15 protein-coding genes and 1 pseudogene are annotated in these 12,117 nt (G+C 69.3%); 7 read left to right on the forward strand and 9 right to left on the reverse strand.

The features are described from left to right. Positions 1–16 precede the first annotated feature (16 nt). The gene (locus IE134_RS03585) at positions 17–1,096 is read right to left on the reverse strand and encodes a CPBP family intramembrane glutamic endopeptidase (RefSeq protein ID WP_189429555.1); all 1,080 of its coding nucleotides are present in this window, start codon (positions 1,094–1,096) and stop codon (positions 17–19) included. Positions 1,097–1,339: 243 nt separating this feature from the next. On the opposite strand from IE134_RS03585, the gene IE134_RS03590 reads away from it, so the two are divergent. Further along, positions 1,340–2,125 (forward strand): SAM-dependent methyltransferase, encoded by a 786-nt coding sequence (locus IE134_RS03590; protein WP_030709653.1) that lies wholly within the window; start codon positions 1,340–1,342, stop codon positions 2,123–2,125. A 131-nt stretch (positions 2,126–2,256) separates the two neighbouring features. Next, positions 2,257–2,451 carry a hypothetical protein gene (locus IE134_RS03595; protein ID WP_098894847.1) on the forward strand — a complete coding sequence of 65 codons (195 nt, stop codon included), beginning with the start codon at positions 2,257–2,259 and terminating at the stop codon, positions 2,449–2,451. A gap of 78 nt (positions 2,452–2,529) precedes the next feature. Here IE134_RS03595 and IE134_RS03600 read toward each other — a convergent pair whose 3' ends face one another. Beyond that, positions 2,530–2,964 (reverse strand): hypothetical protein, encoded by a 435-nt coding sequence (locus IE134_RS03600; protein WP_098894860.1) that lies wholly within the window; start codon positions 2,962–2,964, stop codon positions 2,530–2,532. Positions 2,965–3,046: 82 nt separating this feature from the next. Here IE134_RS03600 and IE134_RS03605 point away from each other — a divergent pair, with 82 nt between their 5' ends. After that, a complete protein-coding gene (locus IE134_RS03605) occupies positions 3,047–3,874 on the forward strand; it encodes a helix-turn-helix domain-containing protein (protein WP_098894846.1) in 828 nt (275 codons plus the stop codon). Continuing rightward, positions 3,871–4,110: a DUF397 domain-containing protein gene (locus IE134_RS03610; RefSeq protein ID WP_098894845.1), complete on the forward strand. Its 240-nt coding sequence runs from the start codon at positions 3,871–3,873 to the stop codon at positions 4,108–4,110. The genes IE134_RS03605 and IE134_RS03610 overlap by 4 nt, the downstream gene beginning before the upstream one ends. On the opposite strand, the gene IE134_RS03615 is transcribed toward IE134_RS03610, so the two are convergent. Beyond that, a complete protein-coding gene (locus IE134_RS03615) occupies positions 4,107–5,039 on the reverse strand; it encodes a LysR family transcriptional regulator (RefSeq protein ID WP_098894844.1) in 933 nt (310 codons plus the stop codon). The genes IE134_RS03610 and IE134_RS03615 overlap by 4 nt on opposite strands. 114 nt (positions 5,040–5,153) lie before the next feature. Between IE134_RS03615 and IE134_RS03620 the strand changes: the two genes are divergently transcribed. Further along, positions 5,154–5,681: a sugar O-acetyltransferase gene (locus IE134_RS03620; RefSeq protein ID WP_097876001.1), complete on the forward strand. Its 528-nt coding sequence runs from the start codon at positions 5,154–5,156 to the stop codon at positions 5,679–5,681. A 43-nt stretch (positions 5,682–5,724) separates the two neighbouring features. Here IE134_RS03620 and IE134_RS03625 read toward each other — a convergent pair whose 3' ends face one another. Beyond that, complete coding sequence (locus tag IE134_RS03625; RefSeq protein ID WP_098894859.1) at positions 5,725–6,345, reverse strand: hypothetical protein; 621 nt, start codon at positions 6,343–6,345, stop codon at positions 5,725–5,727. 107 nt (positions 6,346–6,452) lie between these two features. Between IE134_RS03625 and IE134_RS03630 the strand changes: the two genes are divergently transcribed. Further along, positions 6,453–6,920 carry a pyridoxamine 5'-phosphate oxidase family protein gene (locus tag IE134_RS03630; protein ID WP_189429557.1) on the forward strand — a complete coding sequence of 156 codons (468 nt, stop codon included), beginning with the start codon at positions 6,453–6,455 and terminating at the stop codon, positions 6,918–6,920. A gap of 45 nt (positions 6,921–6,965) precedes the next feature. Here the strand turns inward: IE134_RS03630 and IE134_RS03635 are convergent. From IE134_RS03635 to IE134_RS34010, 3 genes and pseudogenes are all read right to left on the reverse strand, one after another. Next, positions 6,966–7,553, reverse strand: a pseudogene (locus tag IE134_RS03635) (hypothetical protein). After that, positions 7,550–9,067, reverse strand: coding sequence for an alpha/beta hydrolase (locus IE134_RS03640; RefSeq protein ID WP_189429559.1), 1,518 nt, complete (start codon positions 9,065–9,067; stop codon positions 7,550–7,552). The pseudogene IE134_RS03635 and the gene IE134_RS03640 overlap by 4 nt, the downstream one beginning before the upstream one ends. After that, on the reverse strand, positions 9,064–9,228 hold the full coding sequence (locus IE134_RS34010; RefSeq protein WP_229823283.1) for a hypothetical protein: 165 nt from the start codon (positions 9,226–9,228) through the stop codon (positions 9,064–9,066). The genes IE134_RS03640 and IE134_RS34010 overlap by 4 nt, the downstream gene beginning before the upstream one ends. A gap of 571 nt (positions 9,229–9,799) precedes the next feature. Between IE134_RS34010 and IE134_RS03650 the strand changes: the two genes are divergently transcribed. Beyond that, on the forward strand, positions 9,800–11,080 hold the full coding sequence (locus IE134_RS03650) for an APC family permease (protein WP_098894842.1): 1,281 nt from the start codon (positions 9,800–9,802) through the stop codon (positions 11,078–11,080). A gap of 29 nt (positions 11,081–11,109) precedes the next feature. On the opposite strand, the gene IE134_RS03655 is transcribed toward IE134_RS03650, so the two are convergent. Next, positions 11,110–11,628, reverse strand: coding sequence for a proline dehydrogenase (locus tag IE134_RS03655; RefSeq protein WP_098894841.1), 519 nt, complete (start codon positions 11,626–11,628; stop codon positions 11,110–11,112). Positions 11,629–11,681: 53 nt separating this feature from the next. Beyond that, on the reverse strand, positions 11,682–12,110 hold the full coding sequence (locus tag IE134_RS03660) for a hypothetical protein (protein WP_098894840.1): 429 nt from the start codon (positions 12,108–12,110) through the stop codon (positions 11,682–11,684). Between the last annotated feature and the right edge of the window lie 7 nt (positions 12,111–12,117).

Consider the following 12,117-nt stretch of genomic DNA (forward strand, 5'->3'; position numbering starts at 1 on the left):
TACGGGCCGTCAGGGCTCAAGGACTGACCCGCTCGATCCCGCGGCGGCCGGCGATCCGGGCCACGGTGAGGCAGTACAGCGGGGCGAAGACGAGTTCGGCGACCATGGCCTGCCAGGGGGCGTCGGCGGCGGTCTCGGTGCTGGCCAGTTCGCCGAAGCCGGCCGCCAGGCCGAAGGCCAGCAGGTTGTTGGCGACGTGCATGACGATCACGGCTTCGAGCCCGCCGGTACGGATCACCAGCCAGCCCCACCACAGCGCCGAGTACAGCAGCAGGAGGAAACCGGAGAGTTCACCGAACCCGTGGGCCAGGGCGAACAGCAGGGAGGCGACGACGACGGCGGGCCAGGGTGTGCGCGCGACCCGGCCGACCACCTGGACCAGCCAGCCCCGGAAGACGTACTCCTCGGCGGCGGCCTGGAACGGGACGAGCGCCAGGATCACGGCCAGGCTCAGCAGGAAGACGGGCCACCCCGGGAAGCCGGTCCCCGACTCCCCGACCGGCTCGTCGTTCCAGGTCCACGCGATCAGCACGCCGATCTGCACGACCATCAGCGGGAAGCCCACGGCGGCGCACCGCCCGAGCCAGCCCCAGCGCAGCCGCCCGACGACGGACGACACGGTCCCGGCGGGCCGCCGGCCGATCACGCGGGCGCCCCACAGGACGATGGGTATGGCGATCGCGATGCCGAGGAGCTGGACCACCAGATCGGCGACGGGGTCCTCGAAGAAGAGGTCGCTGTCCGGGTCCGCGGGAGTCGCGTCCAGCAGCTCCGCGAGGACCATCCCGACGATCCCGACGACCACGACGGCCAGCAGGACCAGCCCCACGACGGCGGACAGCTCGCCGATCCAGCCGAACCGTCCGCCGTGACCGTTGCGCCCCTGCTCGTCGTAGCGGGACCCGGAGGGCGCCCGTACCGGCCCGGTCGGCGGGCGGCTCCACTCCGGGGGCCGGTCCCAGCCCTGGCCGCTCTGCCCGCCCGGCCAGGCCTGTCCGGGCGGGCGGGGCGGCTCGCCCGCCGACGACGGCGGGGCCCACGGCGACGGAGGAGGCGAGGAGGACGAGTGCGGCGGCTGGGGCACGTCAGGGTTCACACCGCCGATCCTCGGCGTGCGGGGCGTACGAGGTCAAAGCGTCGACCGGCGCGGGTGAGCAGATTCACGGCCACCGCAACGCCACGGTCACGAGTGGATCGATAAGCGGCGTACGGGGGAATCCCTGGCGGACCCCGCCCCTCCCGCCTCGGTCGACGGCCGAACACCCCTGCGTGCCAGTGGGGTTGCTGTGGCAGACTGCGTCGACTGACTGGTCCACACCACGTGTATCTGGAGTTCGGCATGACGGCACAGGCGCCTCACCCCCCGATCGACACCAGCAAGCCGCACTCGGCCCGGGTCTACGACGCCCTGCTGGGCGGCAAGGACAACTACCCGGTGGACCAGCAGGTGGCCGAGCTCCTGCCCGTCGAGGCGAAGATCGGGGCCCACCAGCAGCGGGCCTTCATGCACCGCGCGACGGCGTGGCTGGCGGGCCAGGGTGTGACGCAGTTCCTCGACATCGGGACGGGCATCCCCACCGAGCCGAACCTGCATCAGATAGCCCAGGAGATCCGTCCCTCCGCGCGGATCGTCTACTGCGACAACGACCCCATCGTCCTGCGCCACGCGGAAGCGCTGCTGGTCAGCCGCCCGGACGGCGTGACGGACTACGTCCACGCGGATGTCCGCGAGCCCGCGATCATCCTCGACGCCGCCCGCGAGACCCTGGACTTCGACCGCCCGATCGCCCTGTCCCTGCTCGGCCTCCTCCACTTCCTCCCCGACGCCGAGAAGCCGATCGACATCATCCGTACGTTCACCGACGCGATGGCGCCCGGCAGTTACGTCGTGCTGTCCCACGGCGCGTCCGACGTGAACGAGGAGAAGGGGGAGCAGAGCGCGGACGAGTACAAGAAGGGCGGCATCCAACTGGCTCTGCGGACCCGGGAGGAGTTCTCCCGGTTCTTCGAGGGCCTGGAGATCGTCACCCCCGGCCTGGTGAAGGCCCCGGAGTGGTTCAACGGAACGCCCGCGCCCGAGCAGGAGCACAGCGGCATGTACGTCGCGGTGGCCCGGGTCCCGTAACCGGAAGCCTCGCGCACTCCGAGGGTGAGCCGGCGGGAGTGCCGGCTGCACCTTCGGAACCCATGCCGTCCTTGGATCGCTTACGCCCTGGATCACTTCCGCCGGCCGAGGTTGTCGTCGATGATGTGCGCGTGACTCATCGCATCAGCGCTCTGATCTCCGTCTTCGGCGTCTTCCCCAGCATGTTGCTCCTCGCCCTCGCCGTTCGTGAGTACCGCTCCGGGGCCACGGTTCTGTGGCTCGTGTTCGGAGCCGCTGCCTTCCTCGGCGCTGTGTACGCGCTCGTGGTGGACGTACGGCGGCTCCGCACGGGACCGGCCGCCTGAGAACGGGCGAGGAGAGGTGGCCCCTTTGGTGCTCCTGGCACTGACGTGTCGGGCGCGGAAGGAGAGCTGATGCCTCGCTCACTCCTTTACGGTGCACCCCGCACGCAGCCAGGCCATCTCGTGCAGCAACGCGCCGTCCACGAAGGGATCCTGGGCGGTGGGCCGCGACCGCCAGTCCAGCGGCCAGGTCCCGCCGCCCAGCGCGGGCACCCCGACGAACGCGTCACCCCGCGCGCTCCGGCTCATCGCCTCCACGCCGGGAGGCCACCGGTGCTCGGCGGCGGTCCCCAGTGCGAGCAGGAAGTACATGCTGCGCTCGCCGATGCCGGAGCGGACGATGGGTCCGGCCTGGAAGTCGGTGAACTGCATTACCTCGTACGCGATTTCCTCGCCGAGCAGGCCGATGGCCCGGACGGCGTCGAAGTGGATGCCGACGTGGCGGAGGGCGTGGCCGGAGGCGGGGATCCAGGAGGGGTGAAAGGGGACCGGATCCGGTGAATTCTTCAGTTCCATGCGCTCAGCGTTGCGGCAGACACGTACGGTGACCAGGGTCACAAGCACGTTGTGACCAGTGGTGTACATGTGAGGTGAGCCCGTGCACTTCAGTGATCAGCCGGAAAGCACCGCCGAGATGTTCGGTCTGCTGCTGCGGCACTTCCGCGGGCTGGCCGGGCTGTCACAGGACCAGTTGGGCAAACGGATCGGCTACTCCAAGTCACAGGTCGCCATGGTGGAACGGGGCGCCCGACCGCCGACGGACGTCTTCGTGCAGCGGGCGGACGAGGTGCTGCGCGCACAGGGTGCGTTGCTCGTCGCCGCGCCGAAGCCGCCGAAGCAGACGGAGCGGCGTAACCCGCTACCGGGCTGGTTCACGCCGTTCGCGGACGAGGAGGAGAAGGCGTGGGCAAGGCACGAGTACGAGAACCACGTCATGCCCGGTCTACTCCAGACGGAGGCGTACGCGCGGGCCGTCTTCACGAGCCGGTACCCGACCTATGACGAGGACGAGATCGAGGCGAAGGTCGCCGCTCGCCTCGAACGGCAGAAGCTGCTGTCCCGCAGGCCGCTGCCCGACATCAGCTTCGTCCTGGAGATGATGGTGTTGACCCGGCCGATCGGCGGTCGTCGCGTGATGAAGGCCCAGCTCCACCACCTCGCCGAGGTGGCGCGGCTCCGGCACGTGCGCATCCAGCTGATGGATCCGGACCGGGAGGACCACGCGGCGCTGGACGGCCCGTTCGTCCTGCTGGAGACCGACAAGCGCCAGCAGCTCGCCTATATCGAGGGGCAGGGCGGCAGCTTCTTCGTCACCGAACAACCTGAGCTGGGGAACCTGTTCGGCAAGTATGGCGTCACCAGGGCCCAGGCATACACTCCGGAGAGGACGCTGGAGAAGATCGAGAAGATGGCAGAGGAACTATGAGTACCGACCTCCACTGGTTCAAGTCCAGCTACAGCGGCAGCGAGGGCGGCAACTGTGTAGAGGTGGCGCTCACCTGGTCCAAGTCCACGTACAGCGGCCCCCAGGGCGGCGACTGCGTCGAGGTGGCCACCTGCCCCCACACCGTCCACATCCGCGACTCCAAGGACCTCACCGTCTCCGCGCTCGCCGTCGCCCCCGACGCCTGGACGTCCTTCGTGGAGTTCGCCGCGTCCTAAGCGGCCTCCACCCACTCCGGCGCCCACACGTCGTGCGGGGTTCGCGGGCCCGCGGTGCGCAGATAGTCGCGCAGCCCGGTCAGCACGGGGTGCTGGTCTCCGCTGCGGAAGAGCAGCACGTGCGGGTAGACCGGGGTCGGGGCGCGCAACGGGATGCGCCGCAGGTCGTGGGCCTGGGGCCACAGGTAGCGGTCCCCGCTGCCGACAAGGGTGGCCAAGGAGGCCGACTCCGCCAGCGTGTCCATCAGGGCCTCGGGGCCGAAGTCGGGGCCGAGCGCGTCGATGCTCAGGCCGAAGGCTTCGGACAGCGTCCGGTAGAACGCCGCCCATTCCGTGCCCGGCATGATCCCGGGGATCCAGATGCGATGACCGGCCAGTTCCGCAGGACTGACGTGAGGCGCGTCCGCCAGCGGGTGGCCGGGGCCGACCAGGAGCTCCAGGGGTGCGTCCATCAGCCTTTCGACGCTGATCCCGGCCGGGACCTGATCGGCGGGCAGGGCGCGGAAGGACGCGTCGACCGTCCCTTCGAGCACCGCATGGGCGGCCTGGGCGGCGTTCTCCGTGCTCAGCGTGACCACGTCCAGCTCCATATCCGGGTGGGAGCGGTAGAACCGGTGGACGGCCTGCGCCGGGGAGATACGCCGGTTGAGGACGTCGACGCGCAGGGGACGGCTGCCGGGCCGCACGGCCTGCTCGGCCTGTTCGACGACCGCGAGGACCTTCTTCGCGTGCGGCAGGAAGACCTGCCCGTCCGGGCTCGGCCGGGAGCCTCGGGAGGTCCTTACGAGGAGCATGACCCCGAGGTGCCGCTCCAGGGCCGCGATCCGCTTGGAGACCGCCTGCTGGCTGATGCCCAGCTCGTCGGCCGCGGCCTGGAAGTGGCCGGTCTCGGCGACGGTCACGAACGTTCGCAGCGCTTCAGCATCCACGCGTCCACCTTACTTCCACAACCAAGAGTTGTTTCTGGTGCAGCGCAGAGTTGTTTGATCGAGCGCTCCGCGCGGTGGTGGGATCGGCGCATGTCTACTCGCACAGACCACGCCATGCACGTACAGACACCTGAATTCGCACGCCACGCGCAGCGGATCGTTGAGGTGACCGATGCGACGTCCCGCCTGAACGTGCTTCCGTTCAGCAACACCGAAGGTCGCGCCGAACTACTTTCTGTTGTGTTCGGCGGCCCGCTGCCGCCGTCGGTGACGATCTACCCGCCGTTCTTCACCGAGTACGGGCTGAACACGACGTTCGGGGAGAACGTCTTCGTCAACCAGGGATGCACCTTCATGGACAAGGGAGGGATTCGCATCGGGAACGGCGTCATGATCGCCCCGAAGGTCAGCCTCATCACCGGAGGCCACCCGCTGCCCCTCGCCGAACGCCGTGAGTTCCTCTCCTTCGCCCCGATCGTCATCGAGGACGACGTATGGATCGGGACAGCCGCCGTGATCACGCAGGGAGTGACCATCGGTGCCGGAGCGGTGGTCGCCGCCGGTGCGGTGGTCACGCGTGATGTTCCTGCCGGCACGGTGGTCGCGGGAGTGCCCGCCCGGGTGGTCAAGACGATCGACTGAGCCGGACCGTGCTGCCGGCCGGGGTACGGGCATCCCTCCCCGCTCAGTCGTCGAACCACACCACCAACCGCACGTTGTCGTCACCGTGCTGTTCCGCGAGGCCCTTCAGGGCTTCCCAGACAGGGCGCCACTCCCCGGTCTCGGTGACGGCATCCCTGCGGCGGATGGTGACCGACCTGTAGAGCGTGTCCCCGATGAGCCACTCAGCGCCTTCGCGCCACTCCCGGACATCGCCCCGCTCCAGTCCGACAGCCTCGGCGAACTCTGCACTCCAGGAGGACTTGCCGGTCATCCTCAGCCCGTTCGGCGTCTGCCGGTACTCGTGAAGGCGACTGTCGGGCTTCTCCGCGGGCTCGTCCCAGTCGACGGCCTTCACCTCGGCCCAGGTGATCCACGTGGCGCTGTGAAAGCCGTCTTCGCCGTACCACTCGACCAACTGCGCGAAACGCGCGCTCAGCGCGGCCGAGGCGTCGGCGGGAAACCCCCTGCCTGCGGCCAGGGGACGGAAGTTCGCGTAGTTGCGCACCCCGAAGAGACAACCGAACGCGTCGTAATTGCGAACGTCGTCGTTGAGGTGGCTGAGGTCGTGTGCGCCGAACCAGATCGGCTGCTGATCGCCCCCCGGTGCCCGGTACTCGATGAAGCCGCTGATATCCGTACCCATGCCAGGAATTCTCCCGACACCGTCAACCGAATTCGCCGGCCCGCCAGGAGGAGGCGTAGGTCTGCCGCCCGATGCGGCAGGAGCCCGGCACGCCATACCCTCGCCGCATGAGTGCAGTTGACTCTTCTCCCAGCGGCCCCCGCAGCCCTGAGCAGCGCAAGCGCGAGGCACTCGAACGGCTCGTGCGGGACAACGACGTTTGGGTCGCCACGGCCGACGCCACCGGCGAGCCGTGCCTCGTTCCGCTGGCCTTCTGGTGGGACGGCGAGGCGATGTGGCTGGCCACCCGCGACACCAACCCGACGGGGCGCAACCTGTGTTCCTCGGGGCGGGCCCGGCTCAGCTTCGGGCATACCCGGGACGTGGTCCTGGTCCACGGCACCGCGCGCATGCTGACCCGCGAGGAGCTTCCGGCCGAGGTCGGCGACGCGTTCGCCGCCAAGGACGGCTGGGATCCTCGGAAGGACCACCCCTCGTACGTCTTCTTCCGGGTCAACCCGGTGCTGCAGGCGTGGGGAACAGTTCCGGAGATGACCGGCCGCACCCTGATGCGCGACGGGAAGTGGCTGGTCTAGGCGGGTCTCGTCGGGGCGCAGGCACGCGATCGCCCCACGCTGGAGTCAGGGCGAGGCGGTGGGGCCCGGTCCCGGGGACTCGGCGGACCAGAAGTCGGAGCGGACGTTGGGGGTGGGGATCTCGCCCTCGTATGTGCGGCCGTTCGCCACCTTCGTGGGCGGGGCTACCTTCGACTCGTCCACGCAAGGGCTCGTGACCTCGAAGAACGCCTGCCCCTTGTGGCCGAACATGACACTGATCCCGAAGCCGTCCTCGGATGTGGCAATGATCTCAGGCATCTCCTTGCTCGGATTCACCATGTCGATCCGGTAGTCGTTCGCCTTCCAGAAACGCTCGACCACACCGAGGAAGTTTCCGCGGCGCTGCTCGGACACGACCGTCATAACCGTCCAGTAGCGCGTGACGTCGCAGCTGCCGGTCGTCGTGTAGTGGACCTATTCGACTTCCGGCTTGATCTCCCCGACCGTCGCGTAGAACATCCCGTCTGCGCGCTCCGCCGCTCCCTGCATGTCCATGTCCACCACTGCCCTCTTCCCGTTCTCGGCACCGCACACCAGCCCGCACCCGGCGAGCAGGGCTCCGGCCACGGCGATCGCACATGCTAGGCGAAGGGTCTGCGTCATGTCCCTCATCGGTGATCTTCCCTCACGATGTCCTCAGAACGTCCGCCGACGATCCTGGCGATGTTGGTCGCCGACACTCGGTCCTTTACCGGATCGAAGTACGGAGAGTGGGCATCGAACTTTCCGGCCTCAAGGACCATCCTTGGCCCGTCGTCGACCAGGAAGCGCTGTGCTCCGAAGGCCTCGCTCGCCGGGTCCTTGCCGAAGTACACATCATCGTTGCCGATGTCGAAGAGGTCGTTTGCTGTCCTCGCCCCCTCCGGGCCCCCGGCACCGCGTTGCGCGTCGCCCTTCGACATCACATCCACGCTCTGCGGCGCGTCGTAGCCAAGCCAGATGATCGAGGCACTGGATGAGTCCACACGTCGGGCACCAATGGCCGTGTCCTGGGCCCGCTTCATCGTGTCTTCGACGAAGTCCTTGTTGAGCTTGGTGCCAAGACCGGGGACATACGCCGAGACGTTCCTGGAGGTGTCGGGGTTGCCGTACGACACGATCGCACGCCCGTTGCCCTCGTCTCCGATGCCTAGGAGATACATGGGCGGGTGACTAGACCCGCCCAGTTTCTCCTGAATCATGCGGAGGGCATTGAGCTTGGTCTTCGCCTCGTCGCCACCCTGCCGCACCAAATCATCGATGAGGACCTGCAGGTAGTTCCGGTTCGCCTCGTCGCGGACCAGTGCCGGGATGCCATCCAGATCGCCGATCAGATCCGGTGCGACCTTCAGGTACTCCTGCCGCTGCTCGTCACTCAACCCGTCCCACCATTTCTTGCGCTCGGCGGGGTCCTTGTCCTGTGGGATGCCTTCAGCGAGGTGCATGCCCGCGGTGGAGCGGACGTCGGCGGTGTCCCTGGCTACGTCCTTCAGCGTGGCCGCCGTGGCGTCGAGGCCCTTCTCCGCTCTCAGACCGTTGAGAGTCTTCGCGTACCGGGCGTCGATCTCCCGCGCGGACCGTACGGCCCCGACGATGCGGTCGGCCACATCCTGTGCCTTCTCCGCGTTCGGGTTCACCGGCTTGAAGCGTGAGTGGCCGGGATACAGCGATGGCTGCCCCGTCGGGCCGAGGCCGGGCGGATCCAGCAGGAGACGCGAGCTTCCCTGGGAACTACCGCCTGGCGCCTCCTGCTTCGCCCCGGTCAGGTCCTCGACCTTGGCGGCCGGGTAGCTGACGGACCCGTCTTCGTGGACGGTGAAGTTCAGGGAGGCGGCGTCCGCAAGGGCCTGCTTCAACTGCCTCTGAGGCTCAGCGAGATCGCCTGCCAGTCCATTGAGCGCTGTCCGAATGAGACCGCACTCGCTGTGCACGTACTGGAAGTTGCGGCTGAGGCGTCGAAGCCGGCCGAGGGCCGCCTCCGCCGAATCGCTCTCCTGGGTCTCCCGGAGCTTCGCTGACATCGCCCCGTCGACCCGTCCCCGGTCGGAGGCCGAACGGCTCGAGACCTCGTGCCACTTGTCGCCCGCCTGCGTGAACTCAGAGGTCTGGAGGTCACGCAGCATCTGCCAGGTCAGGGTTTCGGTCATCGCTTCTCGTCCGCCTTGCCGGGGACGTCGACACCCTTGAGAGACGCCTTGACGGCGGTCTCCGACTCCCCCATCTCCTTGGCGACCGTCAGCAGGTTCCCCTCGAGCTTCTCGCACTCGTCCCGGACCGCCCGAAGGCGTTCTTCCCAGGACTTCAACACGCTCTGAGGGCCGCGACGGATTTGAAACCGGTGGCGCCCGCCTCGATGCCCTCGTGGCCGCGCCCGAGGACCGTCCGGCTCGTCTCCGTCCTCGTCCGCAGATCACCGGCGGTGCCGGACGCACTGGTCCAGGGACCCTTGCTGTACTTGAGGTTGCCTGTTCCGCCCGCCCCGGGCCCGGGGTCCGAGGACGCCGAAGCTAGCCTCATCGCGGGCACTTCTTCGGTCGGTCCGAACAGTTCCTGCCAGCGCTCCGAATAGGACACGGCACTCCCCCGTCTGCCTACGCTCCATTTTTGCGCCTCGACGGACTAACGGAGGTCAAGCACTTGTATGCGATCGGGAACGAGTTCCAGACATGGGAATGGCTGGACAACTACGTTGTTCGGTCCCTTGCGCTTGCACAAGGGACCGAATGGAGAGCGCGCTGTTGTAGCGGTGCATTCGCTGCCGCCGCGCAGCTTCACGCGCCCTGAGTGCCCTCCTGCCCTAGCCACCCTCTCGGTGGAGGATTCACCTCGATCGCTTACCGTGCGGCGGACCGCAGAACACCTCTGCAAGGAGAGAAGGCTTGAGCAGCAAGCCCGCGCGCCCCTCGGCAGCGGCAGCGGCAGTCCCGGGCGAACTCCAGCGGCAGATCGGCGTGCCGGACGCGGTGGTGATCGGCCTGGGATCGATGATCGGCGCCGGCATCTTCGCCTCGCTCGCCCCGGCCGCCCGCGCCGCCGGCTCCGGCCTGCTGCTCGGCCTCGCCCTCGCCGCCGTCGTCGCCTACTGCAACGCCACCTCCTCCGCCCGGCTCGCCGCCCTCTACCCGGCCTCGGGCGGTACCTACGTCTACGGGCGGGAGCGGCTCGGCGCGTTCTGGGGCTACCTGGCCGGCTGGGCGTTCGTCGTGGGCAAGACCGCATCCTGCGCGGCGATGGCGTTGACCGTCGGCTCCTACGTCTGGCCGGGCCAGGCGCACGCGATCGCGGTGGGCGCCGTGGTGGCCCTGACTGCGGTCAACTACGCGGGCATCCAGAAGTCCGTCCTGCTCACCCGCGTCATCGTGGCGGTCGTCCTGGCGGTGCTCGCCACCGTCGCGACCGTCTCCCTGACGTCCGGCGGGGTGGACGCGGCCCGTCTGGAGATCGGCGCGGACGCCACGGTCGCAGGTGTGCTGCAGGCGGCCGGGCTGCTGTTCTTCGCGTTCGCCGGTTACGCCCGCATCGCCACCCTCGGCGAGGAGGCCCGCGACCCGGCCCGCACCATTCCTCGCGCCATCCCGATCGCCCTGGGCATCGCCCTCGTCGTCTACGCCCTCGTCGCCGTCTCCGTCCTCCTCGTCCTCGGCCCCGGCCCACTCGCCTCCGCCGGGGTCCCGCTCGCGGACGCCGCGCGGGCGGCCGAAGCCGACTGGCTCGTCCCCGTCGTACGCGTCGGCGCGGCCGTCGCCGCCCTCGGCTCCCTGCTCGCGCTCATCCTCGGTGTCTCCCGCACCACCCTCGCCATGGCCCGCGACCACCACCTCCCCTACGCCCTGGCCGCCGTCCACCCGCGCTTCAAGGTCCCCCACAGGGCCGAACTCCTCGTCGGCGTCGTCGTAGCCGTGGCCGCCGCGACCACGGACGTACGCGGGGCGATCGGGTTCTCCTCCTTCGGCGTCCTGGCGTACTACGCCATCGCCAACGCGTCCGCCTGGACCCTGACCCCGGCCGAAGGCCGCCCGGCGCGGATCATCCCCATCACCGGCCTGGCCGGCTGCCTCGTCCTGGCCTTCGCCCTGCCGCTGCCCTCCGTGCTCACCGGAGCCGCCGTCCTCCTCATCGGCGCCGCCGCGTACGGCATCCGCCACGCGGTATCCCGGTAGGCGGCTTCTCCCCGGCGCAAGGCGGTGGTTCAGACCGCCTGCCCGATGGCCGCACGGGCCGCCAGGCGGAACTCCTTGACCGCCTCGTAGAGGGCCCGCTCCCGTTCGGTGGCCAGGGCCGTGTGCTCCGCCTTGCGGGCGGTGTCGCCCGCGCGGGCGTCCTCGGCCATGTTCCGCATGGCGTACGAGAGGTCGGCGGAGGCGTTGGTGACCCGTTCCGCGACGGCCGCGACGGTGGCCGGGCCTTCGAGGATGACCACCTCGCAGGTCCGGTGGACCTCACGGGCCAGCGTGACGAAACGGGCCGTCAGGTCCTCGACCACCGTGAGGTCGGGCCGGTCCGGGCGCAGCGCGTCGAGCACGGCGTCCATGGCGAGGTCGCGGTCGTGGAGGGCGCTCAGGTATCGGGCGTAGGCGTCACGACGGTGCTGGCGGCTCTGCTGGGCGTGCTGGGACCGCGCCTGGGCGCGGCCGTTGACGATCGCGGCCCCGAGCGTCGCGGCGGAACCGACGGCGGCGCCCAGTAGGGCGGCGAGTCCTGAATCCATCCCCCCAGTCTGCCGCGCGTCCCGCACACGCCCGACGTGAGCGACCGACAGGATCAGTCCTCCGGCGTCGTCGACCGCACCAACGACACCGGTTCCGTCTGCTGGTTGGAGGCGGAGACACGGGTCGTGTGACGGGTGAGGCGCAGGCCCATCGCCGTGAGGGCATCCGTGTCGTAGAGCGCGCACAGCAGCGCGGCCGCGTCCGGGAGCGGCAGCGGTTCCGTGGCGCTGTACCCCAACTGCTCCGCCGTTTCGGGGTCGTCGATGGCGGCCTGCCGGGCGTGGGCGAGGACCTGGTGGGGGTCGTCGACGACGAGTTCGTCGATCTGGATCCGCTGGGCGCGGACGCGCAGGTCGAGCGGGCGGGGCTGGGCGGGCCTCGGAGCCGTGACGACGGAGCGCAGTCTCGGGTGGACCAGAGGGGTCACGTCGGCCAGGCGGTTCAGCGGAGTCGGGCCGGTCAGGCCGGTCGGGTGGTTCATGCGGTGG

The organism is Streptomyces rubiginosohelvolus (assembly GCF_014649875.1).
GTDB lineage: Bacteria > Actinomycetota > Actinomycetes > Streptomycetales > Streptomycetaceae > Streptomyces > Streptomyces rubiginosohelvolus.